This window comes from Saccharothrix sp. S26 (genome assembly GCF_021390395.1).
Lineage (GTDB): Bacteria > Actinomycetota > Actinomycetes > Mycobacteriales > Pseudonocardiaceae > Actinosynnema.
The window spans coordinates 187526-214444 of sequence record NZ_JAJUWT010000004.1; the positions used below are offsets into that span (position 1 = coordinate 187526).

The 26919-nt window shown below is 72.5% G+C and carries 23 protein-coding genes; 15 read left to right on the plus strand and 8 right to left on the minus strand.

Annotated features, from left to right (window positions below; all coding sequences use genetic code 11):
* Positions 1 to 490: 490 nt before the first annotated feature.
* Positions 491 to 796, minus strand: a complete 306-nt coding sequence (locus tag LZG04_RS07985; RefSeq protein WP_233814780.1) for a hypothetical protein — start codon at positions 794 to 796, stop codon at positions 491 to 493.
* Positions 797 to 856: 60 nt separating this feature from the next.
* Between LZG04_RS07985 and LZG04_RS07990 the strand changes: the two genes are divergently transcribed.
* On the plus strand, positions 857 to 997 hold the full coding sequence (locus LZG04_RS07990) for a hypothetical protein (RefSeq protein ID WP_374202795.1): 141 nt from the start codon (positions 857 to 859) through the stop codon (positions 995 to 997).
* Positions 998 to 1149: 152 nt separating this feature from the next.
* On the opposite strand, the gene LZG04_RS07995 is transcribed toward LZG04_RS07990, so the two are convergent.
* A complete protein-coding gene (locus LZG04_RS07995) occupies positions 1150 to 1674 on the minus strand; it encodes a hypothetical protein (protein ID WP_233814782.1) in 525 nt (174 codons plus the stop codon).
* A gap of 102 nt (positions 1675 to 1776) precedes the next feature.
* Here LZG04_RS07995 and LZG04_RS08000 point away from each other — a divergent pair, with 102 nt between their 5' ends.
* The 6 genes from LZG04_RS08000 (at position 1777) to LZG04_RS08025 (ending at position 8106) form a co-directional block, all read left to right on the plus strand.
* Positions 1777 to 2319, plus strand: coding sequence for an enoyl-CoA hydratase/isomerase family protein (locus tag LZG04_RS08000; RefSeq protein WP_233814784.1), 543 nt, complete (start codon positions 1777 to 1779; stop codon positions 2317 to 2319).
* Positions 2316 to 3317, plus strand: coding sequence for a LacI family DNA-binding transcriptional regulator (locus LZG04_RS08005; protein ID WP_233814786.1), 1002 nt, complete (start codon positions 2316 to 2318; stop codon positions 3315 to 3317). Before LZG04_RS08000 ends, LZG04_RS08005 begins: the two co-directional genes overlap by 4 nt.
* Positions 3318 to 3497: 180 nt before the next feature.
* Complete coding sequence (locus tag LZG04_RS08010; RefSeq protein WP_233814788.1) at positions 3498 to 4856, plus strand: ABC transporter substrate-binding protein; 1359 nt, start codon at positions 3498 to 3500, stop codon at positions 4854 to 4856.
* The gene (locus LZG04_RS08015; protein WP_233814791.1) at positions 4856 to 5725 is read left to right on the plus strand and encodes a carbohydrate ABC transporter permease; all 870 of its coding nucleotides are present in this window, start codon (positions 4856 to 4858) and stop codon (positions 5723 to 5725) included. Before LZG04_RS08010 ends, LZG04_RS08015 begins: the two co-directional genes overlap by 1 nt.
* A complete protein-coding gene (locus tag LZG04_RS08020; RefSeq protein ID WP_233814793.1) occupies positions 5722 to 6561 on the plus strand; it encodes a carbohydrate ABC transporter permease in 840 nt (279 codons plus the stop codon). The genes LZG04_RS08015 and LZG04_RS08020 overlap by 4 nt, the downstream gene beginning before the upstream one ends.
* Positions 6562 to 6585: 24 nt before the next feature.
* Positions 6586 to 8106 carry a glycoside hydrolase family 13 protein gene (locus LZG04_RS08025; protein WP_233814795.1) on the plus strand — a complete coding sequence of 507 codons (1521 nt, stop codon included), beginning with the start codon at positions 6586 to 6588 and terminating at the stop codon, positions 8104 to 8106.
* Here the strand turns inward: LZG04_RS08025 and LZG04_RS08030 are convergent.
* A complete protein-coding gene (locus tag LZG04_RS08030) occupies positions 8090 to 8563 on the minus strand; it encodes a MarR family winged helix-turn-helix transcriptional regulator (protein ID WP_233814797.1) in 474 nt (157 codons plus the stop codon). The genes LZG04_RS08025 and LZG04_RS08030 overlap by 17 nt on opposite strands.
* 139 nt (positions 8564 to 8702) lie before the next feature.
* Between LZG04_RS08030 and LZG04_RS08035 the strand changes: the two genes are divergently transcribed.
* The 6 genes from LZG04_RS08035 (at position 8703) to LZG04_RS08060 (ending at position 15138) form a co-directional block, all read left to right on the plus strand.
* Positions 8703 to 9776: an alkene reductase gene (locus LZG04_RS08035; RefSeq protein ID WP_233814799.1), complete on the plus strand. Its 1074-nt coding sequence runs from the start codon at positions 8703 to 8705 to the stop codon at positions 9774 to 9776.
* Between the two features lie 378 nt (positions 9777 to 10154).
* Positions 10155 to 10916, plus strand: coding sequence for a DeoR/GlpR family DNA-binding transcription regulator (locus tag LZG04_RS08040; protein ID WP_233814801.1), 762 nt, complete (start codon positions 10155 to 10157; stop codon positions 10914 to 10916).
* A 92-nt stretch (positions 10917 to 11008) separates the two neighbouring features.
* On the plus strand, positions 11009 to 12349 hold the full coding sequence (locus LZG04_RS08045; protein ID WP_233814803.1) for a sugar ABC transporter substrate-binding protein: 1341 nt from the start codon (positions 11009 to 11011) through the stop codon (positions 12347 to 12349).
* A gap of 31 nt (positions 12350 to 12380) precedes the next feature.
* Positions 12381 to 13355, plus strand: a complete 975-nt coding sequence (locus tag LZG04_RS08050; protein WP_233814805.1) for a carbohydrate ABC transporter permease — start codon at positions 12381 to 12383, stop codon at positions 13353 to 13355.
* A complete protein-coding gene (locus LZG04_RS08055; protein WP_233814808.1) occupies positions 13352 to 14152 on the plus strand; it encodes a carbohydrate ABC transporter permease in 801 nt (266 codons plus the stop codon). Before LZG04_RS08050 ends, LZG04_RS08055 begins: the two co-directional genes overlap by 4 nt.
* On the plus strand, positions 14149 to 15138 hold the full coding sequence (locus LZG04_RS08060) for a zinc-dependent alcohol dehydrogenase family protein (protein ID WP_233814810.1): 990 nt from the start codon (positions 14149 to 14151) through the stop codon (positions 15136 to 15138). Before LZG04_RS08055 ends, LZG04_RS08060 begins: the two co-directional genes overlap by 4 nt.
* 58 nt (positions 15139 to 15196) lie before the next feature.
* On the opposite strand, the gene LZG04_RS08065 is transcribed toward LZG04_RS08060, so the two are convergent.
* The 5 genes from LZG04_RS08065 to LZG04_RS08085 all read right to left on the minus strand — a co-directional run bounded on the left by LZG04_RS08065 (position 15197) and on the right by LZG04_RS08085 (position 22684).
* A complete protein-coding gene (locus LZG04_RS08065; RefSeq protein ID WP_233814812.1) occupies positions 15197 to 15862 on the minus strand; it encodes a hypothetical protein in 666 nt (221 codons plus the stop codon).
* 297 nt (positions 15863 to 16159) lie between these two features.
* Entirely contained in the window at positions 16160 to 16702 is a 543-nt protein-coding gene (locus LZG04_RS08070) for a snapalysin family zinc-dependent metalloprotease (RefSeq protein WP_233814814.1), read from the minus strand.
* Positions 16703 to 16773: 71 nt separating this feature from the next.
* Positions 16774 to 20223, minus strand: a complete 3450-nt coding sequence (locus LZG04_RS08075; RefSeq protein ID WP_233814816.1) for a TM0106 family RecB-like putative nuclease — start codon at positions 20221 to 20223, stop codon at positions 16774 to 16776.
* Between the two features lie 179 nt (positions 20224 to 20402).
* Positions 20403 to 21563, minus strand: coding sequence for an HEXXH motif-containing putative peptide modification protein (locus tag LZG04_RS08080; protein WP_233814818.1), 1161 nt, complete (start codon positions 21561 to 21563; stop codon positions 20403 to 20405).
* Complete coding sequence (locus tag LZG04_RS08085) at positions 21560 to 22684, minus strand: FxsB family cyclophane-forming radical SAM/SPASM peptide maturase (RefSeq protein ID WP_233814820.1); 1125 nt, start codon at positions 22682 to 22684, stop codon at positions 21560 to 21562. The genes LZG04_RS08080 and LZG04_RS08085 overlap by 4 nt, the downstream gene beginning before the upstream one ends.
* Before the next feature lie 202 nt (positions 22685 to 22886).
* Between LZG04_RS08085 and fxsA the strand changes: the two genes are divergently transcribed.
* Together fxsA and fxsT are read left to right on the plus strand one after the other, a co-directional pair.
* Positions 22887 to 23054: an FxSxx-COOH cyclophane-containing RiPP peptide gene (gene fxsA / locus LZG04_RS08090; RefSeq protein ID WP_233814822.1), complete on the plus strand. Its 168-nt coding sequence runs from the start codon at positions 22887 to 22889 to the stop codon at positions 23052 to 23054.
* Positions 23055 to 23177: 123 nt separating this feature from the next.
* Positions 23178 to 26900 carry an FxSxx-COOH system tetratricopeptide repeat protein gene (gene fxsT / locus LZG04_RS08100; RefSeq protein ID WP_267935546.1) on the plus strand — a complete coding sequence of 1241 codons (3723 nt, stop codon included), beginning with the start codon at positions 23178 to 23180 and terminating at the stop codon, positions 26898 to 26900.
* The last annotated feature ends 19 nt before the right edge of the window (positions 26901 to 26919 follow it).

Here is a 26919-nt window from a genome sequence, read left to right on the forward strand (position 1 = left end):
GGCGCGGGGCCGCACATGGGGGCAGTGCCCCCAGATTTGCGGACGGGCCACGACGAGACCGCACATGTGCGGTGAACCGCTTCGCCGCAGGTCAAGGACGCGGTGAACGGAGGTTGAACGGCGTGGTGCCCGGCCCCGTGCAGGCGGGACCGGGCACCGGACGACCTTCCGGGCCGAGCCTAGAAGGTCAGGTTCCACACATCGATGTAGCCGGTGTCGCCGGAGTAGACGTCGCGCGCCGGGGGTGGTCGTGCCCGCGTTCACCGTGGACAGGACGCCGTTCTGCGGCGTGGTGATCGTGCCGGGCGTGTCGGTGGCCCGCCGCGTCTCGCCGCCCGGGGCCGCGATGTCGACCTTGGCGCCGTAGTGGGAGTAGAACGCCCGGTGGCCGTGCCCCACGCGCCGGGCACGTTCATGCCCGCGGTGGCCTCGAACAGGTCCCACTGCTTGGCGTAGTCGGTGTCGTTCGGGTCCGCCAGCGGCTGCATCATCAGGTCCGGCTCGACGTAGGCGACGTCCGGGTCGGACCTGAACTCCTCGATCGCCTCGGCGGCGGCCGCGCGGTCGGTGCCGCCGAGGTCGACCACGGTCGCGCCGGTGCCCAGGCGGCGGCGGTGTCCGAGCTCGCCGCCGCGGCGGTGGCCTGGTAGCCCACGATCAGCCGCTCGTACGGGCGGGTGTCACCGCAGGCCGGGGACGGCGCGGGTGCGGCGGTCACCGTCGCCGCCGTCACGCCGGACAGCAGCGTGACCGAGACGGCAGCCGCGCACAGCGCGGTGCGTCGCAATCCGTTCACAGGGGTGGTTCCTTCCGACTGCAGGGACTTCGCCTGCCGTCGAGGGCATCAGGGGCCGGGTTGACCGACGAGAGCATCGCCCGCCAGCTCGGCCTCGGCCGGCGGACCGTGCAGCGGCGGGTGCGGCAGTTGATGGACCGGTGCGGCGCGCAGACGAGGTTCCAGGCGGGCGTGCAGGCGATGCGCCGCGGCTGGCTGTGAGCCCGACACCTCCGCCCGCCGCTTGCTCGGCAGCACCGCCCGGCTCCTGCCGAGCGGCGGCCACTGAGCAGCGGCCACTGAGCAGCGGCCAGCGGGCGGCGGCCAGCGGGCGGCGGCCACTGAGCGGCCCGCAGTCCGCGCGGCCGCGGCGATCAGGCGCAGTTCTCGGCCTGCGGCGCGGCGGCGCGGAAGTCGTCCGGCAGGGAGACCACGGCCATCTTCTCCACTGCCTCGTTCATCACCGTGACGGCCTCGGTCATGTCCTGCATCACGGTGTTGAAGACGTCGGTGGTCATCTCCGGCGCGGAGTCGACGGTCGACTTGGCCGAGACGAACTTGTCCCGCGCCCTGGTCAGCGGCTCGCTGATGACCTCGACCGCGGTGTCGGCGGCGGGCGCCGGCGCCGGGGTCAGCTCGCCCAGGTCGTGCAGGACGACGTCGAGCACGTCGACCACGCGGCCGAGCGAGTCGCCGATGGCCTTCTTCGCTGCCGCCGGGTCCGTCTGCGTCTGGTCGAACTGCACCCCGCCCGAGGCGACCATGTACTTGGCCACGCCGCAGAAGTTGTTCATCCAGCGCACGACCTCGGCGCTCGCCCCGGCGGCGGACGACGTCGGGCCCGGTGACGGTTGCCCCGCCACGGGCACCGCGCACCCGGTCAGTCCGAACAACGCCACCGCTACCACCCACCGCTTCACAGGGGATTTGTACCTCGCCGTCACCCGATAGTGGGGTGGAACATGACAACCGGGGGAATCCTCGGCCACCATGACCGCCTCATGGCCGTCTCACTCGATGTCTCCGGCGGGATCGCGGTCATCCGGATCGGCGAGCCGTCGCCCACCGTCCTGGCCGACGTGCGCGCGGTGCTGCCGATGGCGGTCAGCGCCCGTGCCGTGGTCCTGCTGATCGACCCGCTGCTGTGCTCGATCGACATCAAACGGCTGGTCCGGGTGCCCGCGGCGCAGCGCGAGGCGGTCGCGGCGGCGTTGCGCGGGGTGCGGGACGAGGTGGTGGACCTGCCCGTGCCGGTGGTCGCGGCGATCGCCGGCTGCCCGTCCGGCGAGGTGGCCGAGCTGGCGATGGCCTGCGACCTGCGGGTGTTGTCGGCCGACGGCGGTCTCGGGTGGGTGACCGACTGCCGGGTGACCGGCGGTCAGGTGTTGGTGGCACGCCGGGTGACCGCCGACGAGGCGTTGCGCACCGGGCTCGTGGACCGCGTCGTGCCGCCGTGCTCGGTGCTGCGCGCCGCCCTCGAACTCGCAAACGAGCGCAAGTCAACGCAAGCGGAACGTAAATCCTGCCGTATAGTTGCTCCATGACGCAACGGCGGTTGGCGGAAGTGGCCGCGAAGGTCGGCGTGAGCGAGGCGACGGTGAGCCGGGTGCTCAACGGCAAACCGGGCGTGTCCGAGGCGACGCGTTCGGCCGTGCTCACCGCGCTGGACGTGCTCGGGTACGAGCGGCCGACGCAGCTGCGCGGCGAACGGGCCAGGCTGGTCGGCCTGGTGCTGCCCGAGCTGCAGAACCCGATCTTCCCGGCGTTCGCCGACGTGGTCGGCAACGCCCTGGCCCAGCGCGGCTTCACACCGGTGCTGTGCACCCGCACGGCGGGCGGCGTGACCGAGGCGGACTACCTGGAGCTGCTGTTCGAGCAGCACGTGTCCGGGGTGGTGTTCGCGGGCGGCCAGTACGCGCAGGCGGACGCCTCGCACGAGCACTACCGCCAGATGACGCGGCGCAAGCTGCCCGCGGTGCTGGTGAACGCCGCCATCGAGGACCTCGGGTTCCCGCGCGTGTCGTGCGACGACGCCGTGGCGGTCGAGCAGGCGTTCGGGCACCTGGTGGCGTTGGGGCACGCGCGGATCGGGGCGGTGCTGGGACCGTCGGACCACATGCCGTCGCGGCGCAAGCTGACCGCGTTGACGTCGTGCGCGTCGGCGGCGGGGGTGGAGCTGTTCGAGGAGCACGCGATGTTCTCGCTGGAGGGCGGTCAGGCCGCCGCCACCCGCTTGCTCAACCGCGGCGTCACCGCGATCCTGTGCGCCTCGGACCCGTTGGCGTTGGGCGCGGTGCGCGCGGTGCGCCGGCACGGCCTCAAGGTGCCGCACGACGTGTCCGTCGTGGGTTACGACGACTCGCCGCTCATGACGTGCACCGAACCGCCGTTGACGACGGTCCGCCAGCCGATCGAGGCGATGGGCCGCGCCGCCGTCGAGCTGCTGGCCAACCAGATCTCGGGCACCCCGGTCCCCGACGAGGAACTGCTCTTCGAACCGGAGCTGGTCGTCCGCTCCTCCACCGCCCCCGCCCCTCGCTGATCCCCGACCTTCCTCGCCGCCGTCCACCGACCGGGTGGGCGGCGGTTTCGTCTGCGTGCTTCCGGGGTCGAGCTTACGAGTTGATGTCGGGAAGTTGCGGATTTTCGTAGACATCTTGCGGGTCGGTGTCGGCGCGATTTAGCGTGTGCGGCACACCACACCCGAGGAGGGTCCGCCCCCATGAACTCATTCAGCCTCCGCAGAGCGGCGGGGTTGCTGCTGGCAGGCAGCCTGGGCCTCACCGCTGTCGCGTGCTCGCAAGCCGGTGACGGCGGCGCCACCGCCGGCGGCAAGGTCACGATCTCGGTCAACGGCCAGCCGCCGCAGACCCAGGCGTTCGAGCGCAAGGTCTTCGACGAGGACGTGGCCGAGTTCGAGGCCGCCAACCCGGACATCGACATCGAGCCGCACGAGGGGTTCATGGACCCCAAGACGTTCTCCGCGAAGCTCGCCGGCGGCCAGCTCGAGGACGTCTTCTACGCCTACTTCACCGACCCGGCCAACCTGATCGCCCGCAGGCAGGCGGCGGACATCACCGAGTACGTCAAGGACGTGCCGCACTACGACGCCATCCGACCCGAGCTGCGTGACGTCTTCAGCAAGGACGGCAAGGTCTACGGCGTCCCCACCGCCAACTACTCCATGGGCCTGCTCTACAACCGCGCCCTGTTCACCCAGGCCGGCCTGGACCCCGACCAGCCGCCGAAGACGTGGGACGAGGTCCGCGAGGCCGCCCGGAAGATCGCCGCGCTGGGCGACGGCAAGGTCGGCTTCGCCGAGTACAGCAAGAACAACCAGGGCGGCTGGCACTTCACCGCGTGGATGTACTCCGTCGGCGGCCGGATCGCCCGCCAGGACGGCGACAAGTGGGTCGCCGACTTCAACAACGACAAGGGCCGCGAAGTCCTCCAGCACCTCAAGGACATGCGCTGGACCGACAACGCCATGGGCGAGAAGCAGCTCCTGGTCATCGAGGACGTCCAGCAGATGATGGGCGCGGGCCAGCTCGGCATGTACCTGGCCGCGCCGGACAACGTGCCGACCCTGGTCAACCAGTTCAAGGGCGACTACGCGAACTACGGCCTGACCGGCATCCCGGACGGCGAGGGCACGCTCATCGGCGGCGAGGGCTACATGCTCAACCCGAAGGCGTCGCCGGAGAAGATCAAGGCCGGGCTGAGGTGGATCGGGTGGAAGTACCTCAACCCGGACCGGTTCGAGCGCAACCTCCAGCGCTACAAGGACCAGGGCCAACCCATCGGCCTGCCCGTGCCGCCCGTCGCCGACATCTGGACCGGTGACGTCGCCGCCAGGCAGACCGAGCTGAAGGAGCGCCTGGCCACGGTGCCGGTGGCGAACTTCAAGTCCTACGTGGACGCCACGCCGAAGGGGCTGATCGAGCCGCCGAACGCCCAGCAGGTGTACGCGATCCTCGACAACGTCATGCAGGCCGTGCTCACCAACCGCGACGCGGACGTCAGCCAGTTGCTGGCCGACGCGGAAGCCAAGGTGAACCCCGTCCTGGCCCAGGTCAAGTGATGCGCCGCCGCGTCGCGGAGAACCTGACCGCGTACGGGTTCCTGTCCGCCGCGCTCGTGTGCTTCGCGGTGTTCTCCTGGTACCCCATCGCGCGCGGGGCCGTGCTCGGCTTCCAGCAGGCCGACTTCGTCACCGACCCCGCGTGGGTCGGCTGGGAGAACTTCGAACGCCTCTTCGCCGACCCCCTGTTCGCCACGGCGTGGCGCAACACCCTGCTGTTCACCGCGCTGGCGCTGGTGTTCGGCTTCGTGGTGCCGTTCCTGCTCGCGGTCGTGCTCAACGAGCTGCGGCACCTCAAGGCGTACTTCCGGCTCGTGGTGTACCTGCCCGTGATGCTGCCGCCGGTAGTCGCCGCGTTGATCTGGAAGTGGATGTACGACCCCGGCCCGGGCCTGCTCAACACCGCGTTGCGCGGGCTCGGGCTGGAGGGCGCGGCGTGGTTGGACAGCGCCGACACCTCGATGCTGTCGCTGGTGATCGTGTCGACCTGGGCCAACCTGGGCACGGCGACGCTGATCTACCTCGCGGCGTTGCAGGGCATCCCCGGCGACCTGTACGAGGCGGCCGAGCTGGACGGCGCGAACGTGCTGCGCAGGCTCTGGCACGTCACCGTGCCGCAGACCCGGTTCGTGCTGCTGGTGCTGCTGCTGTTGCAGGTCGTGGCGACCATGCAGGTGTTCACCGAGCCGTACGTGATGACCGGCGGCGGTCCGGAGGACTCCACGGTCACCGTGCTGCTCCTGCTGTACCGGTACGCCTTCTACTACAACGACTTCGGCACCGCGAGTGCCCTGAGCCTGTTGCTGCTGCTGGTGCTCGGCGCGTTCACCGCGCTGTACCTGCGGGTGACGCGGAAGGCGGACGCGTGAGGACGCTGATCGCGCCGGGACGCCACCGGGCCGGCTACTACGTCGCGCTGGCCGTCACGACCGTCGTGCTGACGGCGGTCTTCGTGGTGCCGCTGGTGTGGGTGGCGCTGTCGGCCATGAAACCCGCGGTGGAGCTGGCCCGCGTGCCGCCGACGGTCCTGCCGCGGACGTGGACGCCCGGCACGTACGCCGAGGCGTGGGACCTCATGGACCTCGGCCGGTACTTCCTCAACACGATCGTGGTGGCCGTGGGTGTGTGGGCGGTGCAGCTCGCGGTCGACGTGCCCGCCGCGTACGCGCTGTCGCGGCTCAAGCCCGTGCTCGGCAAGGGGATCCTCGGCATGATGCTGCTGACCCTGATGATGCCCGCCGCCGTGCTGCTGGTGCCGACCTACCTCACGATCGCCGACCTGGGGCTGCTCAACAACCCGCTGGCGCTGTGGCTGCTGGGCGCGGCCAACGCGTTCACGGTGTTCCTGCTCAAGCGGTTCTTCGACCAGTTGCCCGTGGAGGTGCTGGAGGCGGCGCGGATCGACGGCGCGGGCCAGCTCACCCTGCTGTGGCGGATCGTGCTGCCGCTGTCCCGGCCGATCCTCGCGGTCGTGTCCATCTTCGCGGTGGTGGCCGCGTGGAAGGACTTCATCTGGCCGCTGCTGGTGTTCTCCGACCCGGCGCGCCAGACGCTCAGCGTCGCGTTGCAGCGCTTCGCGCCCGACACACCGGTCAACCTGCTGCTGGCCGGCCTCGTGCTGTCCAGCGTGCCGATGATCGGCCTGTTCCTGGTGTTCCAGCGGCACGTCCTGGCGGGGCTCACCGCCGGCAGCGTGAAGGGCTGACGCCATTACCGAGGGAGGATCCACATGAACTGGTGGCGCGGTGCGGCCATCTACCAGGTGTACCCGCGCAGCTTCGCCGACGGCAACGGCGACGGGATCGGGGATCTGGCGGGCCTGCGCCAGAAGCTCCCGTACCTCGCCGAGTTGGGTGTGGACGCGATCTGGCTCAGCCCCTGGTACCCCTCGCCGCTGGCCGACGGCGGCTACGACGTGGCGGACTACCGCGACATCGAGCCGGTGTTCGGCACGCTGGTGGAGGCGGAGAAGCTGATCGGCGAGGCGCACGCGGTCGGCCTGCGGGTGATCATCGACATCGTGCCCAACCACTGCTCCGACCGGCACCCCTGGTTCCAGGAGGCGTTGGCGGGCCGGGGTCGGGACCGGTTCTGGTTCCACGAGGGCGACGAGCCGCCGAACGACTGGCAGTCGCGGTTCGGCGGACCGGCGTGGTCGCAGGCGCCGGACGGCTCGTGGTACCTGCACCTGTACAGCCCGCAGCAGCCGGACCTGAACTGGACCAACCCGGAGGTCCGGGCCGAGTTCGAGTCGATCCTGCGGTTCTGGCTGGACCGGGGCGTGGACGGGTTCCGCATCGACGTCGCCGACGGCCTGGTCAAGGACTTCTCCAAGCCGGACGCCGAACTGCCGTACTCCGACCAGGACGGCGTGCACGACATCTACCGGTCGTGGCGGAAGGTGCTCGACGAGTACCCGGACGAGCGGGTGTTCGTCGGCGAGATGTGGTTGCCCGACCCGGAGCGGTTCGCCCGCTACCTGCGGGCCGACGAGCTGCACTCGGCGTTCAACTTCGACTTCCTGTGCTGCCCGTGGGAGCCCGGCGAGCTGCGGCGGGTCATCGACGCCACGCTGGCCGCGCACGCGCCCGTCGGCGCGCCGCCCACGTGGGTGCTGTCCAACCACGACGTGACGCGGCACGTGTCGCGGATGGGGCGGGAGGACACGTCGTTCGACTTCGGGCGGCGGCAGCACCTCACGCCCACGGACCTGGAGCTGGGCACGAAGCGGGCCCGTGCGGCGATCATGCTGACCACCGCGCTGCCCGGTTGCGTGTACCTCTACCAGGGGGAGGAGCTGGGGCTGGAGGAGGTCGACGACCTGCCCGACGAGCTGCGCGAGGACCCGGTGTGGGTGCGGTCGGGCCACACCGATCGCGGCCGTGACGGGTGCCGGGTGCCGCTGCCGTGGGGCGACGACGGGCCGTCGTGGCTGCCGCGGCCGGAGCACTGGCGGTCGTTGTCGGTGGCGGCGCAGACCGGCGACCCCGACTCGATGCTCGCGCACTACCGGGCCGTGCTGGCGCTGCGCCGGTCGGAGCCGTCGTTGGGCGACGGCCCCATGGCGTGGCTGGACCTGGGGCCGGACGTGGTCGCGTTCACCCGCGGCGACGACTTCGCGTGCGTGCTCAACCTGTCCGCCGCGCCGGTCGCGCTGCCCGCGCACGACGCCGTGCTGCTGGCCAGCGGTCCGCTCGTGGACGGCGCCGTGCCGCCCGACACGGCGGCCTGGATCAGGCCCGTTCGCTGACCCGACCGGGCCGGTGGGTCCGGGCCACCAGGTTGCACTCCAGCAGGCCGAGCACCTTCAAGGTCTCGGCCTGCTGGTCTTCGTCCAGGTCACCGACCGTGGCCTCCTCCAGCTCGCGCCACATGCGCTCGACCTCGTGCCGCAGCGCCTGGCTGGCGGCGGTCGGGGCGACGAGCACGGCGCGGCCGTCGTCGGGGTCGGGGGAGCGGCGCACGAAGCCCGCGCGTTCCAGGCGCTGCACCGTCCTGGTCATGGTCGGCGAGTCCGCGCCGAGCACGCCGCACAGTTCGGTGAGCCGCCGGGGGCCGCAGTCCCAGAGGTACATCATCACCATCTCCTGGCCTGGGTGCAGACCTGCCTGCCTGAGCAGTTGACTCGCCAGCAGGCGGTGGAGGCGGGCGACGCGGAAGATCGCGTGGCTGACCCGGCCGCTCTCGGCGACCTCCGGAACCGGCACTGACGTGGGATTTTGTCCTGTCGTGGCCATGGTTCGAGTGTAGCTCGCCGTCGGAGTGACGGCTGTCACGTTCGCTCGCGGGAATCATCCGAGTTCGGATTACTGTTCGAGCAGGTAAAGACAGCAACCTGGAGGAAGCATGAGCACCGCGTTCGAGCCCCTGGACCTGGCCGGCACGACGTTGCCCAACCGGATCGTGATGTCACCGATGACCCGCAGCCGGGCGTACGACACGGTGCCGACGCCCGTGATGGCCGAGTACTACGCGCAACGGGCCAGTGCCGGGTTGATCATCTCCGAGGGCATCCAGCCGTCCGTGGTCGGTCAGGGCTACCCGTTCACGCCCGGCCTGCACACCGACGAGCAGATCGAGGGCTGGCGCGTCGTCACCGACGCGGTGCACGCGGCGGGCGGGCGGATCTTCGCCCAGCTCATGCACGGCGGCCGGATCGGCCACCCGAGCCTGCTGCCCGGCGACCTGCACCCCGTGGGCGCGTCGGCGGTGCGTGCGGCGGGTGAGCTGTTCACCGGTGCCGGGATGGTGGAGTTCGTGACGCCGAGGGAGCTGAGCGGGGCCGAGGTCCAGGCCACCATCGCCGACTTCGCCACCGCGGCGCGCAACGCGGTCGAGGCCGGGTTCGACGGGATCGAGCTGCACGGGGCCAACGGCTACCTGCTGCACCAGTTCCTGGCCGACAACACCAACCTGCGCACCGACGAGTGGGGCGGCTCGGTGGGCAACCGCATCCGGTTCGTGGTGGAGGTGGTCCGGGCGACGTCCGAGGCGATCGGCGCGCACCGCGTCGGCCTGCGGATCTCCCCGGCCAACCCCTACAACGACATCGCCGAGGAGTCGACCGACGAGCTGTACCCGGCGCTGGTGGACGCGATCAACCCGTTCGGCCTGGCGTACCTGCACATCGGGGAGACGGGTGAGCGGGCGTTGACGCTGGAGCTGCGCAAGCGGTTCTCCGGCACGCTGATCCTCAACCCGTTCACGCCGGGCGGCGTCACGGGCCCGGAGCACCTGCCGCTGCTGGACGACGGCACCGCGGACGCGCTGAGCTTCGGCGCGCTGTTCCTGGCCAACCCGGACCTGCCCGCCCGCCTGGCCACCGGCGGCCCGTTCAACACGCCGGACCCGTCCACGTTCTTCGGCGGCACGGAGAAGGGCTACACCGACTACCCGGTCCTGGCCGTCGCCAACGCCTGACCGCCGACCCGAGCGTTGAACTCGGGGTACCTGGACGTAGGACTCACGCGTTCCGAACGTAGGACTCACGCGCGAGTCCTACGTTCAGGACGCGAGAGTCCTACGTTCGGAACGCGTGAGTTCAACGTTCGGGCACGAACTGGAGGCCCCCGAGCCCATGTGACTCGGGGGCCTCGGCGCGTCGCGGGGTGGGATCGGGCAGGAAGTGGGGGCGGTTCGGGCACGGAACACCCCGATCGTGTGCGTTCGGTCAGGCGAAGCGGGCGGAACTCGGGCAGCGATCACCCGGCTGTGGCGCTGGCCACACCGAAACGGTGGTGTTAGACCTGAGGCGCGGCCCGAACGGGCAGCGACGGTCCGAGCGGGCAGGGAGGCGACGTGCGGGCGGACGAGCGCAAGCGGCGGATCCTGGCCCGGGCGCGGGCGGACGGCCGGGTCGACGTGGCCGAGATCGCGGCCGAGCTGGGGGTCGCGCAGGAGACCGTGCGGCGCGACCTGCGCCTGCTCGACGAGCACGGCCTCGTCCGCCGCACGCACGGCGGCGCGTTCCCGGTCGAGAGCGCCGGCTACGAGACCGGGCTGAAGTTCCGCTCCGCGTCGAAGGTGCCGGAGAAGCGGCGGATCGCCCGCGCCGCCGCCGACCGCCTCGGCGACGCGGAGACCGTGTTCATCGACGAGGGCTACACACCCCAGCTGGTCGCCGAGGCCCTGCCCACCGGCAGGCCGTTGACGGTGATCACCGCGTCCCTGCCGACCGCCGCCGTGCTGTCGGAGGTGCCGTCCACGACCGTGCTGCTGCTCGGCGGACGGGTCCGCGGCCGCACGCTCGCGACGGTGGACCACTGGGCCACCCGGATGCTCGCGGAGATGGTGATCGACCTGGCCTACATCGGGGCCAACGGCATCTCCCGCGAGCACGGCCTCACCACGCCCGACCCGGCGGTGGGCGCGGTGAAGGCGCAGGCACTGGCCTCGGCCCGCCGCACGATCTTCGTCGGCGTGCACACGAAGTTCGGCGTGTCGAGCTTCCACCGGTTCGGCGGCATCGCCGACCTGGAGGCCGTCGTCACCGACTCCGTGCTGCCCGCCGGTGAGGCGCACCGCTACGCCCTGCTCGGACCGAAGGTCGTCCGGGCCTGATCGGCACCCACCCCCCGATTCGCACCCACCCCCGAACGAGACCCCGGCAGCACCAGGGGTCTGGTTCCGCTCGCCCCGAGGAAGGCAAGACGATGAAGCCATTGCGGTATGGCGGCCTGCTGGCCGCGGTGCTCCTGGCCACGACCGCGTGCGCCGGCGCGGGCGGCGCGGGAGGCGGCCAGAACTCGATCAACGTGCTGATGGTGAACAACCCGCAACTGCTGGACCTGCAGAAGCTCACCGCCGACAACTTCACCAAGGACACCGGCATCACGGTCAACTTCACCGTGCTGCCCGAGAACGACGTCCGCGACAAGATCAGCCAGGACTTCTCCAGCCAGGCGGGCCAGTACGACGTGGCCACGATCAGCAACTACGAGACGCCGATCTACGCTGAGAACGGCTGGCTCACCCCGCTGGACGACTTCGTCGCCAAGGACACCGCCTTCGACCAGGACGACATCCTCGAGCCGATCCGCCAGTCCCTGACCGCCGCCGACGGCAAGGTCTACGCGCAGCCGTTCTACGGCGAGTCGTCGTTCCTCATGTACCGCAAGGACGTGCTGGACGCCAAGGGCCTGACCATGCCGGAGAGGCCGACGTGGCAGCAGGTCGCCGACATCGCCGCCCGGGTCGACGGCGCGCAGCCCGGCATGAAGGGCATCTGCCTGCGCGGCCAGCCCGGCTGGGGCCAGCTCATGGCGCCGCTGACCACCGTGGTCAACACGTTCGGCGGCACGTGGTTCACCGAGGACTGGCAGGCGCAGCTCGACGCGCCGGAGTTCAAGCAGGCCACGGAGTTCTACGTCGACCTGGTCCGCGCGCACGGCGAGGCGGGCGCGCCGCAGGCCGGGTTCGCCGAGTGCCTGAACAACATGACCCAGGGCAAGGTCGCGATGTGGTACGACGCCACGGTCGCGGCGGGCCTGCTGGAGGCCGACGACTCGCCGGTCAAGGGCAAGCTCGGCTTCGCCCAGGCGCCGGTGGTCAGGACCGAGAGCTCCGCGTGGCTGTACACGTGGGCGTTCGGCATCCAGAAGGCCGGCAAGAAGGCCGAGAACGCGTGGAAGTTCGTGTCGTGGGCGTCCGGCAAGGGCTACGAGGAGCTGGTCGGCCGGACGCTGGGCTGGTCCAGGCTGCCCGACGGCAAGCGCAAGTCGACCTACCAGCGGCCCGAGTACCTGGCCGCGGGCGGCTCGTTCGCCAAGCAGGCGGAGGTCGCCATCGCGAGCGCCAGGCCCACCGACCCGGGCGTGCAGCCGCGGCCCGCGAGCGGCATCCAGTTCGTCGGCATCCCCGAGTTCACCGACCTGGGCACGCAGGTGTCGCAGAAGATCAGCGCCGCCATCGCGGGCTCCACCACGGTCGACGCCGCGTTGCGGGAGAGCCAGGCGCTGGCCGAGGTCGTGGCCGAGAAGCACCGGGGGAAGTGATGACGAACCCCACCCCCATCGGGCGGACCCGGTGACCGCCGTGCGGGAGGCCCCGACCCGGGCCGAGCCCGCGCCACCGGCACGCACGGCGCAGTTGGCGGCGGCGGCGCGCTGGGCCCGGCGCGCCCCGCTCCTGCCCGCCCTCGTCTTCACGATCGTGGTCACCCAGCTGCCGTTCGTCGCCACGCTGGTGATCTCGTTGATGCGGTGGAACGCGCTGGACCCGGCCCACCGCGGGTTCGCGGGCCTGGACAACTACGCCGCCGTGTTCACCGACCCGGACCTGCGCGGAGCGATCGGCGTCACGGCTCTGCTCACCGCGACCGTGGTGCTGGTCAGCTTGGCCCTCGGGCTGGTGCTGGCGTTGCTGCTCGACCGGCGGTTCGCCGGCCGCGGGATCGTGCGCACGATGCTCATCGCGCCGTTCCTGGTGGTGCCGGTCGCCGCGGCGCTGCTGTGGAAGCACGCGCTCTACAACCCCGAGTACGGCCTGCTCAACGGCGTGCTGACGTGGGTGTTCGGTGACGACGCGCCGCAGCCGGAGTGGATCAGCGGCATGCCGCTGCTCGCGGTCGAGGCGTCGCTGGTGTGGCAGTGGACGCCGTTCATGATGCTGATCCTGCTGGCCGGGTTGCAGAGCCGCCCGCAGGACGCGGTGGAGGCCGCGCGGGTCGACGGCGCGACGCCGTGGCAGGTGTTCCGCCACCTCACCCTGCCGCACCTGCGGCCGTACCTGGAGCTGGGCGCGCTGCTCGGCTCGATCTACGTCGTGCAGAACTTCGACGCCGTCTTCACCATCACCTCGGGCGGCCTGGGCACGGCCAACCTGCCGTACACGATCTACCAGACCTTCTACCAGGCGCACGACTACGGCCAGGCGTCCGCCGCGGGCGTGGTCGTGGTGCTCGGCTCGATCGTCATCGCCACGTTCGCGTTGCGCGTGGTGTCGTCGCTGCTGCGTGAGGACGACGGCCGAGCCGCGAATCGGACGGAGGTCCGAGCGTGAACAGACTCCTCGGGTTGGCCGCGTGGACCGCCGGCCTGCTGTTCTTCGCGCCGGTGGCGTGGATGGTGCTGACCTCGTTGCACAGCGAGCCGGACGCGGCGACCAACCCGCCGTCCCCGGCCGCGCCGATCACGTTCGACTCCTACGCCGAGTTCTTCGACTCGAACCCGTGGCCGCCGTTGATCAACTCGCTGAGCGCGTCGGTCGGCTCCACGGCGCTGGTGCTGCTGCTGGCGGTCCCGGCGGCCTACGCGCTCTCGATCAAGAAGGTCGAGAAGTGGTCGGACGTGCTGTTCTTCTTCCTGTCCACCAAGATGCTGCCGGTCGTGGCCGGGCTGCTGCCGATCTACCTGGTCGCCCAGCACACGGGGATGCTGGACAACATCACGTTCCTGGCCGTGCTCTACACGTCGATGAACCTGCCGATCGCGGTGTGGCTGATGCGGTCGTTCCTGGCCGAGGTGCCCCGGGAGATCCTGGAGGCCGCCGCGCTGGACGGCGCGGGCCTGGTCACCACGCTGCGCCGGGTCGTCGCGCCGGTCGCCCTGCCCGGCATCGCGGCGACCTCGTTGATCTGCTTCATCTTCAGCTGGAACGAGCTGTTGTTCGCCCGTGTGCTGACCGGCGTGGTCGCGGGCACCGCGCCGGTCTACCTCACCGGGTTCGTCACCAGCCAGGGCCTGTTCCTGGCCAAGGTGTGCGCCGCCGCCGTGGTGGTGTCGCTGCCGGTGCTCGTCGCCGGGTTCGCCGCCCAGGACAAGCTGGTCCAGGGCCTGTCTTTGGGAGCCGTGAAGTGAGAGCAGCCGTGATCACCGGTGTCGGCGAGGTGGAGGTGGCCGAGGTGCCCGACCCCGCGCCGGGCCCGCGCCAGGTCGTCGTGGACGTCGCGGCCTGCGGGCTGTGCGGGACGGACCTGCACATCCTCCAGGGCGAGTTCGCGCCGACGCTGCCGGTCGTGCCGGGGCACGAGTTCGCGGGCGTGGTCGTCGAGGTGGGTTCCGCGGTGACGGAGCTGGCGGTCGGCGACCGGGTCGCGGTGGACCCCTCGCTGTACTGCCACGAGTGCCGGATGTGCCGGGCGGGGCGCGGCAACCTGTGCGAGCGGTGGGCCGCGATCGGCGTCACGACCGGTGGCGGCGCGGCCGAGTACGCACTCGCGCCGGTGGCGAACTGCGTGAAGCTGCCCGACCACGTGCGCACGGAGGACGCCGCGCTGATCGAGCCGCTGTCGTGCGCGGTGCGCGGGTACGACGTGCTGCGCGCGCGGCTGGCCGACCGGGTGCTGATCTACGGCTCGGGCACGATGGGGCTGATGATGCTCCAGCTCGGCAAGCTCACCGGCGCGTCGTCCATCGAGGTGGTCGACCTCAACCCCGACCGGCTGGCGACGGCCGAGCTGCTCGGCGTCACGGCCACCGCCACGTCGCCGGACGAGCTGGACCGGCCGCAGGGGTGGGACGTCGTCATCGACGCCACCGGCAACGAGAAGGCTATCCAGGACGGGCTGGGCCGGGTCGCCAAGGGCGGCACGTTCCTGCAGTTCGGCGTCTCCGACTACGCGGCGCGGGTGACCATCGACCCCTACCGCATCTACAACCAGGAGATCACCATCACCGGGTCGATGGCGGTGCTGCACTCGTTCGAACGGGCGGCCGACCTGTTCGCCGCCGGTGTGCTCGACCCCGAGGTGTTCATCAGCGACCGCCTGCCGCTGGCGGACTACGCCTCCGCGCTGGCGCGGTTCCGGTCGGGTCAGGGCCGCAAGATCCAGGTCCGGCCCTGAACGCGGACCGGCCCCGGTCACCCTCCGTGAAGGGTGACCGGGGCCGGTGCGGTGGTCGCTAGTTCTTCGCCGCGCGCTTGCGCAGCACGATCAGCAGCGCCGCGCCGCCGCCCAGCAGGACCGCGCCGATCACCAGCGGGATCGCGATGCTCGCACCGGTGTTGGCCAGGCCGTCACCGGTGTCGGCGACCGGCACGACCGCCGGGGCGGTCGTGGTCGTGGTGGCCGGCGCGGAGGACTCCGACGACGTGGTGCTCGTGCTCGACTCGGACGTCGGGGCCGTGGTGGTCGTGGTCGTCGCGTCCACCGTGGTCGTGGTGGTCGTCGTGGTAGTGGTGGTCGGGGTCGTGGTGGTCACCTGGGTGATGCACGCATCGACGGTCTTCGTCTCCTTGAAGGAGTACTTCTTGTCGTCGTACGCGGTCACCTCGACGACGAACACGCGCTTGACGTCGCCGCTGGCGGAGTAGGAGCCCTCGAAGGAAGCTCCGAAGGCCTTGTCCTCGAGCACCTTCTCCCCGTCGAGGGTGACCTTGACGTGGTTGGCCTTCTGCTGGGTCTGCTGCGCGTAGGCCGTGAGCTTCACGCTCAGGGTGGTCTTGCCGTCGTGGCAGGCGGCGACGAGCTTCGGGGTGTGCGCGGAGGCGGGGGTAGCGGCGAAGACGGTCGCGGCGAGGGCGGCGACGGTGGCGCCGACCAGGGCACCGACTCTGGCGAACTGCATGTGAGGGCTCCTGAGGGAAGGGCTAAGGAGAACCGCGTCACCCTATCGGGGGGTTTATAACAACACGATCCGGGGTTCGGTAACTACTTTCCGTAGGTCCGTGACCTGGCGCTGGAACCGTCGCCTGAGGACGGAGAGCAGGACGACCCCCGCCGCCCGGTGGCCTGTTCACACCGGAGCTTGGTCAATTCGGGTGACACACGCGCCCGGCCGTCACGCGGGCCGGCCCGGCGGGTAACCGGCGTAGGGCGGTGCGGTGGCCGGGAGCGCGACCCGCCACCACACCGCCCGCCGCGCTCAGCCCCTCGCGTACACGCCGCCCGACGTCACCGCCGAGACGCCGAAGCCGCCCGCGAAGAGCTGGTTCACCCGGTTCGCCTCCTGGGCGTTCGGGTAGGGGTTGCGGCACGACGTGCCCGCGCTGCCGCCCGACATCAGGTACGAGCAGATGCCGTTGTAGGTGTCCGGCAGGCCGAGGCCGTGCCCGATCTCGTGCGCCACGATCCGCAGCGACGAGTGACCCGCCGCGATGTCACGCGAGTCGATGTAGATCGTGGCGCACCCGAGCCCGCAGGGATAGGCCCGGGAACCGCCGCCGGTGGTCGCGTGGATCCTGATCGTGGCACTCCCACCGCGGACCAGCCGCAGGTTCGGCACGCTGGAGTTCCAGATCTGCGCGGCCTGGTCGGCTTCCGCCGAGTAGCCGGAGGCGCTGTAGTAGACGGTCCTGGCCGGCGCCGGCGCGGGAGCGGCCGACGCCGGGCCGACCAGGGCGGTCCCCACCAGGGTGAGGGCCGTGACCAGCGCCCCGAGCACGAGGCGCAGCACTTTCTTCGTCACACGATCTCCTTCGATGCAGGGTGGGAAGGTTCTCGTGTGTTACGACATTAAGAGCGGGTGAACGGCGAGCGTCATAGGTTTTGGGCATAGGCGCCGTCGATGTCCCACCGATCGGCGTCGGCCATCAGGCCGATCATGCCCGAGACCAGGCGGAGCTGGTCGACGCCGCGGATGTCGGCCTCCACCAGCCTCGGCGAGCACACCACGACCGCCACGGCCTGCGCCCGCGACAGCGCGACGTTCAACCGGTTGCGCGACAACAGGAAGTCCAGGCCGCGCGGCAGGTCCACCGCGGCCGACGACGTCATCGTGGTGATCACCACCGGTGCCTCCTGGCCCTGGAACCGGTCCACGGTGCCGACGCGCACGTGCTCGTAGCCGTGCTTCTCCAGCTCGCGCCGCACCAGGCGCACCTGGAGGTTGTACGGCGCCACCACGAGGATGTCCGAGTCGTCCAACGCGCGCGCGTCCGGCCCGTCCGTCCACATGCGACCCATGAGCGACCGCACCACGCCCACGACCGCCGTCGCCTCCTCGATGGACGACGTGGTGTTGTGCGCGTGGGGCACCGAGTGCACGTACACGCCCGACGGCACGCCGTCGATCCCGCGCGCGGCGGCGCTGGGGTGCGCGTGCAGGAGCCCGGCGTAGGACAGGTTGGACACCGGCGCGCACACCGCCGGGTGCATCCGGCGCGTCTGGTCCAGGAAGTAGCCCAGCTCCGGGGGGATCACGTCGGCGTCGCCGATCAGGTGCCCCAACGCCGACGCCTCCGCGCCCGCCGGGTGCGTGCCCTGCACGACCTGCGGCAACTGCTGCGGGTCGCCCAGCAGCACGAGGTTGCGCGCGCACGTCGACACGGCCAGCGCGTCGGCCAGCGCGAACTGCCCGGCCTCGTCCACGATCAGCACGTCGAACGGCTGCTCGCGCAGCGCCGCGTTGGCGAACGTCCACGCCGTGCCGCCGACCAGGTGCCCGCCGCCCTGGTCGGCGCGCCACCGCACCAGCGCCGGGTTGTCGCGCGGCTGCTCCCACGCGCAGTCCTTCGCGGGCGTGCCCTTCGCCCGCTTCGCGGTCGGGATCGGCACCCCCAGCTCACGGCCCGCCGCCAGGGCCGCGCTCAGCACGTTCTCCACCGCCTTGTGGCTGGTGGACGTCACGCCGACGCTGCGGCCGCCGCGGATCAGGTGCGCGATCAGCCGCCCGGCCAGGTAGGTCTTGCCCGCGCCGGGCGGGCCCTGCACGGCCAGCGTGGAGCCGTCCAGCGCGTCCACGGCCGCGATCACGTCGGCGATCAGGTCGTCACCGCGCGGCAGGGCGCCGGTCTTCAGTCGCGGCGGCGTGCGGCGGATCAGGTCGATGCCGGGGTGCGGCGGCAGCGCGGGCAACCCGTCCACGACCGACCGCGCCAGCTCGTAGACCGCCTCGTCCTTCGGCTTGGGCTGGACCGGGCTGCCCGGCAGGACCGCGACGGGCTGCTCGCCGTGCACGTCGTCGGGCGACACGCTCTCCTGCACCACCAGGTCCTCGGCCGACTCGGCGAGCACCACCGCGTCCCGGGTCACGTTCGGCGTGCCCGGGTAGAGCAGCCGCACCTGGTCGCCCTTCGCGAACGGGTGCGGCCGGTCCGGGTCGCACCACACCCGCAGCTCGCGCTTGGCCTTGCGGACCCGGCCGGACGGCATCTCCCAGTCCTGCGCCCGCACCGACACCGGCACCGCGCACGCGCTGTCGGATTCCAGCTCGCTCAGCGGCGCGGCCACCTGCCGGAAGAAGTCCCACCACGCCGGGTTGGTCTCCCGCCGGTGGTAGCCGACGGCGGCGGCCAGCAACGCCCGCGCCCGCTCGTCGTCGGTGGCCTCCGCCGGGTTGTCCGGCAGGCCCTCCAGCAGCGGGTCGACCACGGCGGCGAGGCGTTCGGCGCGCTCGGCCCGCCGCTGGGCGGCGATCTCGTCCTCGATCTCCTCGCCGAACGACGGCTCGGGCACGTGCGGCTCGATGCCCGCCTCCGCGCGCACCTCCAGCAGGAACCGGTAGAGCCGCAGCGTGGAGACGCAGTCGTAGGTGTTGTAGTCGGCGATGCCGGTGAGCACGTCCTCGGCTCGGGCCGGGTCGACCTCGCGCAGGGACAGGAACTCCTCGTAGGCCTCGATGCTGGACACGGCCGTGGTGACCTCGCCGCCGCGTGCCTCGGGCATGTAGAGCGGCTCGAGGTACTTGATCGAGTACGACCGCTGGGACACGCGCAGGGCCTTGCGGACCACGGCGTAGAGGTCGACCAGCGCGCCGGAGCGCAGCAGGTGGTCGACGGCGTCCTCACGGGTGCCGTGCAGGGCGGCGAGCTTCTTGAGCGCGTTCACCTCGTACGGCGCGTAGTGGTAGACGTGCGCGTCCGGGTGTTGTTCCAGCGTCCGGGTGGCGTGGTCGACGAACCGCTCGAACGCGACCTTCTCCTGCGGCCGGGTGTGCGCCCAGAACGGTGTGAACCGCTCGTCCGCGTCGACCACCCCGAACAGGTACTCCAGGCCCTGGCCGTCGAGGGCGAACGGGTCGCCCTCCATGTCGAAGAACAGGTCGCCGGGGCTGGGCCGGGGCAGCGTGGCCAGGGCTTCGGGCGCGACGACCTCGTAGGCCACCTTGCCGATCGGGTCGTCCTGGGTGCGCGAGTCGTCCTGGATGACCTGGAGCGCGGCCTGGGCGCGCAGGCCGGTGAACGTGGCCGCGGACATCGTGGCGGGCCGGTCGGCGCGGGTGGCGTTGGCCAGCGCGTCGATCGTGCGCAGGCCCGCGGCGGCGAGCTTGCGGCGCTGGTCGGCGCGGATGCCGGCGACCAGGGACAGGTCGCGGTCGGCTTCCCGGCCGGTGGCGCAGTGCCGGCCGAACCGGCAGGTGGCGCAGGCGGGGCGTTCGTCGTCCCAGAGGCGTTCGGGCAGGGCGGCGGGTGCGGCGAGGCGGGCGGTCAGCCGGGTCCGCAGGTCGCGGACGAGCGGGAGGAAGTCGGCGACCTGGAACGTCTTGGTGGTGCCGTCGCCGAGCAGGAGGTGCATGGCGGGGCCGGCGTGGTGGGCCAGCGCGTCGGCGTAGGCGGTGAGCTGCACGACGGCGGCCGGGGTGGCGTGCCGGGCGAGCTTGGCGTCGTGCGGCTCGTAGCCGCGGTCGGTGGCGACGAGGAAGTCGGCGCGTCCGTGGAAGCCGTCGGCGTAGAAGACGGCCTGGTAGATCACCGGCGCGCGGTCCGCGATCGCCCGTGCCGTCTGCGCGGCGGCCAGGGTGAGGGCGTCGTGCGTCGGGGCGGGCTGCGGGATCTCGACCACGTCGTGCTCGGCGCGGAACCTCGCCAGGACGGCCTGCTCGTGGGCGTGGCCGTGCCGGGTGGCGAGGGTGTTCGGCTGCGGGTCGGGCACGGGCGCGCCGGGCAGGCCGACGGCCAGCGCCAGCGACAGCCGGCTGCGGTGGTCGCACTCCAACAGGTCCACCAGGTCCGCGGGGGAGTGCACCAGGTGGCCGTCGGCGGTGAGCATGGCGGGCAGTATCGCGGCCGACCCGGCCAACCCCTTGGACCGCGCACGGCGAGTCGCCGGACTGCGGCCCGCACCACTGTCCTGAACGTTCAACTCGGGTGTCGTGAACGTAGGACACACGCGACCTGAACGTAGGACTCTCGCGCGAGTCCTACGTTCGGAACGCGAGAGTCCTACGTTCAGGACACCCGGGATGAACGTTCGGGGAGCGGGCCGTGGGCGGCCTGCCAGCGGGCGCGGTGGGCGGCGGCCTCGGCGGCGGCGACGGCCTCGGCGGACGGTGGCAGGGGCTCGGCGCACCAGGCGCGCAGCACGGTGGCCATCTCCGCGACGAAGCGGACGCCGGTCGGGGTCAGCGCGTCGCCGGCCAGCAGGGTCTCGGCGGCGGTCAGCGCGGCCGAGCGCCAGCGCGCGTACTCCGCCTGCGCGGCCGGACCCGGCCGGGCACGCCAGAAGCCCGCCACGCCCAGGTGCGCGTACGTGCCGTGCAGCAGGCCGGCCGCCGGTCGCGGGTCTTCCCGCCACGGCGCGTAGAACAACGCCTCACCGCCCGGCTCGACCAGCGCGAACAGGTCCATCAACGCGACCAGCTTGCTGTGCTGCGCCTCGTGCGCCAGCGTCACGGCCACCGTCTCGGCGTCCGGCATCGGTGACAGGAACACGCACCCGAACGCGTCGGCCAACGTCGCGCTGCTCGTCCCCGAACGCGACGACGGCATCGGCGTCACGACCGACACGACCTCGGCGCACTCCGCGGCCAGGTCCGGGTGGTCGCGGGTCAGCAGCTCCCACGCCGCGCCGAGCGCGTCACGCCACCGCGGCACGTCGACCGACGCGGCCACCGGCAGCCCGTCCGGCACACCGCCACCGGCCCACAGGTCCACCTGCACCGACCACCCACCCAGGTCGATCTCCGGCAGCGGCTCGTACGCCAACCCGGGCCCCACGACCACACCCAACGACGGCAGCGAGAACACCTCCACCGGCGGGAACTCCAGCTCCACCGGCAGCCCCGCCCGCACCGCCGCCGCGGCCGCCGTGAACGCCAGTTCCGCCGGACGCGCCGCCGCACCCCGGCGCATCGCCACCGCCGTCCGCGTCGCCCAGGCGCCGACCGACGGGTGGTCCAGCACCCGGTCCACCTCACCCGGCGCGACCCGCGCCACCTCGCACAGCAGCCCGAACGCCGCCCGCGCCGCCGGGTCCGCCGCGATCGACCGGATCAGCAGCAACGTCCGGCTGCGCCGCGCCAGCCGCAACGTCCGCACCGCGGGCCCGCCACCGCCCCGCGCGAGCGCGGTGAAGTCCGAGGCCGACACCCGGAACGGCCCGACCGTCACGCCAGCGCCGCCAGGTCCGACGACACCCGCGACCGCACGTGCCCGATCAGCCGCGCCAGGTCCGGGCAGTACACCGACGGCCGGTCGAACCCGGCACCCTCCAGGAACCGGTGCGCCCGCAGCCCTCCGCCGCACGCCGACACCACGGGGCACCGGCGGCACCGCGCGGCCAACCCCGCCAACCCGGCTCGACCGGCGCGCACCTGCGGCAGCTCCCACGCCGCGTCGAACGCGTCACGCGCCACGTGCAGCCCCGTGGCCGAAGCCTCCGGCGAGGACGACGCCAGGATGTCCGACACCTCGATCGCGCCGTCGGTCTCCACCACCACCTGAGCCGACGGGCTCAACCCGATGCCCTCCACCCCGGAACGCCCGCCCAGCACCACCGACAGCAGCTCCTCGAACAGCCGCACGCGCGTCACCGGCCGGTCGTACCAGACGTCGAACACCGCGATCAGCCAGTCGGCGTACGGCGTCGAGGCCGGGTCCGCGACCCGTCGGGGCGGCGGCGACGACCAGTTGCCGTGCGGCAGCAGGAAATCCACCGCGGGCGGCGCGAACCCCAGCAACGACTCGTAGACGCGCAGCGGGTCTTCGCGCACGTCCACCACGCACAGCAGGCCGCCGTACACCTCGGGGAAGGAGCGCAACGACGTCAACGCCGCGCGCACCGCCGCCCAACTGCCGCCGCCGTCGGGCCGCACGCGGTGCCGGTCGTGCGCCCGCGGCGTGCCGTCCACGCTCACCCCGACCCGCACACCGAGCGCGGAGAACAGTTCGAGGAATTCGCGGTCCAGCAATGTCGCGTTCGTCTGCACGGTGAACCGCACGGTCGCGGGCACGACCGAGCGGAACCGCTCCACCAGCGACCCGATCGCGGCCCGTCCCGCCAACAGCGGCTCGCCGCCGTGCAGCACCACTTCCACGTCGGACAACCCGTGCCGCCGCACGTGCTCGGCCACCCGTGCGGCGGTGTGCGCGACGATCTCCGGCGACATCGCCCGAGGCCGGGAACGCCACCGCTGGTCGGCCAGTTCGTAGACGTAGCAGTAGTCGCACGCCAGGTTGCACCTGCTGTGCACCTTGAGCACGAACTGGCGGAACGCCAAGGCTTTTCCCACCCCCGATATTCCCGACGCGCCAAGCAATCTGCGACCCCACCTGCAATCAAACACAGCGCGCCGCCCGCTGCCTCCGCCAATCGGAGGATTCCCGACGGTGACCGTTGTCGTTCACTACGATGGGAAGCGCGCCGCCGGCGTTGCCGGCAATCGGGGCGAGGAGCGAGAAATCCGCAGCACTGCGGTGAGGGGTAGGTCGGACATGGCTGCCGAACCCGTCCTGGAGTCGGAACTCCTGGACGTCACGGGCGTGGACCTGGCCCGGTTGGCCGAACTGCCGGACACCGCGCTGCGCGCCGCGCTGCACCGGATCCTCGCGGACAACGCCGAGCTGCCCAACCGGTTCGCGGCCTTCGAGAGCTCCTTGTGACGGCTGCCGCGGCGACCGGTGGCGCGGAGGCTGCTGCCGTTCGGGTGAAACGCGGCTGAGTCGCGGGCGCGCGGCCCGCGTTCCCGGTATTCCCAAGTCCCCTCCGCCGCTCTGGAGCAGCAGATGACCACGCCGCGCACCGCCCCGGGACACACCGGGGTCACCGCCTTCCTGTCGGCGACCGGGGGGACCGGCCGCACCAGCGCGGTGGCGAACCTGGCGTGGGTGTTGGCCGCGGCCGGGCAGCGGGTCCTGGTGGTGGACTGGGGTTCGGAGGTGCCGCGGGTGCGCGAGTACCTGGAGCCGTTCCTGGTGGCACGCCTGGGCTTGCCGGACGCGTTGGGCCGCGGGCTGATCGAGGCGTACCGGGCGGACGAGGCGCGCGACGACGACCCGCCGCCGGTCGTGGAGCGGTTCGCGCCGCCCGCGGGTGACGTCACCGCGCCGGGCCACGTGGACGTGGTGTCGGCGACGCCGGCCGACGCGGCGGGCCGGCCGCGGCACGGTGACGCGGGCGCGGTGGCCGAGCTGCGCGCGCGGCTGGCCGAGTCCGACTACGACCAGGTGCTGATCGACGCGCCGACGGGCGCGGGCGACGAGTCGTTGACGGTGATCGCGACCCTGTGCGAGCTGGCCGTGGTGTGCTTCCGCCCGCGTCCCCGGGCCATCGCGGACGCGGCGGACCTGGCGGCACGGCTGCGCAAGCGCGCGCCGATCCGGATCGACGTCGTGCCGGTGGCGACGTTGTTCGACGACGCCGACGAGCAGTCGCGGGCGCAGCGCATCCGGTCGGCGATCCACGCCGCGTTCGCCGAGCTGCTGGCGGGCCAGGCGAAACGGGTGCCCCACGGCGGCGCGATCGAGATCCCCTACCGCCCGTACGACGCGTTCGACCCGCTGCTGGCGATCCTGGTGGAGGAGCCGTCCGGCGGCGGCGCGATGGAGGTCCAGTACGGCAGGCTCGCCGCGGCGGTGACCGGCGGCGCGGTCACCGAGGTGGCCCCGGTGTCACCGGTGCTGCGCGCCCGCTACCGGCGCGTGTTCGGGCTGACGTCGACCGTCGAGCCGGACCGCGTGGTCGTCGTGCACGCGCCGCGTGACCGGCCTTGGGCGGACTGGGTGCGCGGCCAGTTGGAGCGGGCGGGCGCGCGGGTGCGCCGCCTGGCGCAGGCGCGGGAGTGGTTCGAGGCCGACGTGCCGCCGGGCGTGGTGATCCTCTGGTCGCCGCACCTGGGCCCGGTGGAGCTGCCGGCCGTGCCGCTGACCGTGCTGCGGCTGCGGCTGGCCGAGGACGGCCCGTCGGACGGCGGGCTGTCGGTGCACGAGCACTCGCCGGAGGCCTTGAGCGCCCGGCTGCTGAGCCACTTCGGCCTGATCGACCGGCCGGGCACGGTGCACGAGCCGGTGGTGCGGGTGCCCGGCAGCGAACCGGCGGTGTTCGGGCTGCCGCCGCGCCACCGCGGTTTCGTCGGCCGCGACGAGGACTTGGAGGCGTTGCGGGACCGGTTCGCGGCGGCGGGTGACGGGCACGTGGTGGTGACCGTCAGCGGCGTGCCCGGCGTGGGCAAGAGCGAGCTGGCGCTGGAGTACGCCTACCGCTTCTCGGCGGACTACGCGGCGGTGTGGTGGTTGTCCGCGCACGACCGGCAGTCGGTGCTGACCGGCCTGGCGGAGCTGGCGTCACGGCTGCGGCAGCCCGGCTCGACCGACTACGGCACGCTGTCCGCGCTGGAACGGCTGTCGAACGACCCGGCGTACGCCCGGTTCCTGCTGGTCTACGACAACGCCGACGACCCGGACGCGATCGCCGACCTGCTGCCGACCGGCGCCACCGGCCACGTGCTGATCACCTCCGCGCCGGCGGGCGGGCCGGCGGTGGAGCTGGTGCCGATGAGCGCCGAGGACGGCGCGGGTCTGCTGCTGGACCGCGTGCCGGGGTTGACCGCGGACGACGCGCGGCGCGTCGCGGACGCCGTCGGGCACCTGCCGTTGGCGCTGGACCTGGTGTCGTGCTGGCTCGGCGAGACGGCGCGGACGGAGGTGGGCGCGGGCTCGCGGGACGCCGACGCGGCCACCTGGGCCACCCGCACCCTGTTCGAACGCCTCGACCGGTCCGACGCCGACGGGGTGGCGCGGGTCGTCGACGTCGCGGTGGAGGCGTTGCGGGTCAGCGCCACGGGCCGGTTGGCGGTGCTGGTGGCCGAGCTGTGCGCGTTCCTGTCGCCGGAGGGCGCGGACCTGGGGCTGGTGCGCTCGCCCGCGTTCCTCGGCCGGGTCGTCGTGGCGGGCGGCGTGGACGCGGAGCCGCTGGAGCTCGACGCCGCCGAGATCGACCGGGTGCTGTGGTACGGCGCGCGGCACGGGCTGTTCCGCGTCGACTGGGGCGACCAGTACTCCCTGCGGCTGCACCGCGTGGTGCAGCGCGCGCTGCGCGACCGGATGAGCCCGGAGACGCGGGAGGAGCGGCAGTCCGCCGTGCTCGCCGCGCTGGCCGCGGTGGCGCCGACGGAGGTGGAGGACAACTCGCCGACCCGGCACGCCCGGTTCGCCGAGCTGCAGAAGCACGTCCTCCCGTCCGGCGCGCTGGGCAGCGACGACCCGAAGGTGCGCCGCTGGCTGGTCAACCAGGTGCGGTTCCTGTTCACCGACGGCGGCGCGGGCGTGCGGCGGGCCGCGCTGGGGCCGGGGCGCGCCCTGCTGGACGCGTGGACCCGGCGGTTCGGCCCGGCCGACCCGCTGCGCAACCGGCTGGCCACCGAGCTGGCCAACGTGCACCGCGTGCTCGGCGAGCCGACCGAGGCGTTGCGGCTGGACGACCTCGCGCTGGCCCAGCAGCGGCGGGCCCTGGACCTCACCCACCCGCGCCCGCTGATCACCGCCCGGGGCCGCGGCGGCGACCTGCGCGGCCTCGGCCTGTTCGCCGAGGCGCTGGCCGAGGACCAGGCCACCTGGGAGGGCCTGCGCTCGGTGCTCGGCGAGGACCACCCCGACACCCGCCGCGCCGCGAACAACCTGGCGTCCTCGATGTTCCTGTCCGGTGACGCGGCGGGCGCGCTCGCGCTGGAGGAGGACAACTACCGCAGGCGCCGGCGGCTGTTCGGCACGGGCGACGTGCGCACCTGGGCCACGCTCGCCCAGATCGGGCTGTACCAGCGGGAACTGGGCCGTTACCCGGAGGCGTTGGACTCGCTGCTGCACGCGTCGCAGCAGTTGCAGGCGCTGCGGCCCGGGCTCAACCAGCTCCAGGTCGGCGTGCAGTGGCACCGGGCCATCGCGTTGCGCCTGGTGGGCCGGGTCAAGGAGGCCAAGGAGCGCACCGGCAAGGCGTTGCGGGACTACCGCGAGCTCCTCGGCCCGCACCACCCGTACACGCTGGGCTGCGCGCTGGGCTTCGCCGCCGACCACCGCCGGGTCGGCGTCGACCCCGAGCTGGCCGTGGAGCTCGCGCGGACCGCGTCGACCGGCTTCCAGCAGCACGTCGGACTCCGCGACGATCACCCGTTCGTGGCGTTGTGCAGGCTGGGCCTCGGCTTGGCGCTGCGCGCGGCGGGGGACCACGCGGGCGCGGTGAGCCACGTGGAGGCGGCGACGGCGGCGTTGCGCGCCCGGCTGGGCGACACGCACCCGTGGACGCTGGCGTCGGCCGTCGACGAGGCACGGGTGCTCGCCGCGGCGGGCGAGCCGGACCGGGCCGCCGAGCTGATCGCCGACACCCACACCGACTGCCTGGAGTTCCTGGGGCACGATCACCCGCACACCGCCGCGGCGGCGCACAACCTGCGGCTCGCGGCGCACCCGACCGACCAGGACTGGCGGGAGTGCGATGTCGACATCCCGCACACCTGAGCGCGCAGGAAGGACCGGC

What these genes read in the sequence shown, in the direction of transcription:
- fxsT (WP_267935546.1), top strand. Translation starts at nt 23,178, where the DNA reads ATGACCACGCCGCGCACCGCCCCGGGACACACCGGGGTCACCGCCTTC.
- LZG04_RS08000 (WP_233814784.1), top strand. Translation starts at nt 1,777, where the DNA reads ATGGCCGTCTCACTCGATGTCTCCGGCGGGATCGCGGTCATCCGGATC.
- fxsA (WP_233814822.1), top strand. Translation starts at nt 22,887, where the DNA reads ATGGCTGCCGAACCCGTCCTGGAGTCGGAACTCCTGGACGTCACGGGC.
- LZG04_RS08065 (WP_233814812.1), bottom strand. Translation starts at nt 15,862, where the DNA reads ATGCAGTTCGCCAGAGTCGGTGCCCTGGTCGGCGCCACCGTCGCCGCC.
- LZG04_RS08075 (WP_233814816.1), bottom strand. Translation starts at nt 20,223, where the DNA reads ATGCTCACCGCCGACGGCCACCTGGTGCACTCCCCCGCGGACCTGGTG.
- LZG04_RS08025 (WP_233814795.1), top strand. Translation starts at nt 6,586, where the DNA reads ATGAACTGGTGGCGCGGTGCGGCCATCTACCAGGTGTACCCGCGCAGC.
- LZG04_RS08035 (WP_233814799.1), top strand. Translation starts at nt 8,703, where the DNA reads ATGAGCACCGCGTTCGAGCCCCTGGACCTGGCCGGCACGACGTTGCCC.
- LZG04_RS08045 (WP_233814803.1), top strand. Translation starts at nt 11,009, where the DNA reads ATGAAGCCATTGCGGTATGGCGGCCTGCTGGCCGCGGTGCTCCTGGCC.
- LZG04_RS08005 (WP_233814786.1), top strand. Translation starts at nt 2,316, where the DNA reads ATGACGCAACGGCGGTTGGCGGAAGTGGCCGCGAAGGTCGGCGTGAGC.
- LZG04_RS08015 (WP_233814791.1), top strand. Translation starts at nt 4,856, where the DNA reads ATGCGCCGCCGCGTCGCGGAGAACCTGACCGCGTACGGGTTCCTGTCC.
- LZG04_RS08010 (WP_233814788.1), top strand. Translation starts at nt 3,498, where the DNA reads ATGAACTCATTCAGCCTCCGCAGAGCGGCGGGGTTGCTGCTGGCAGGC.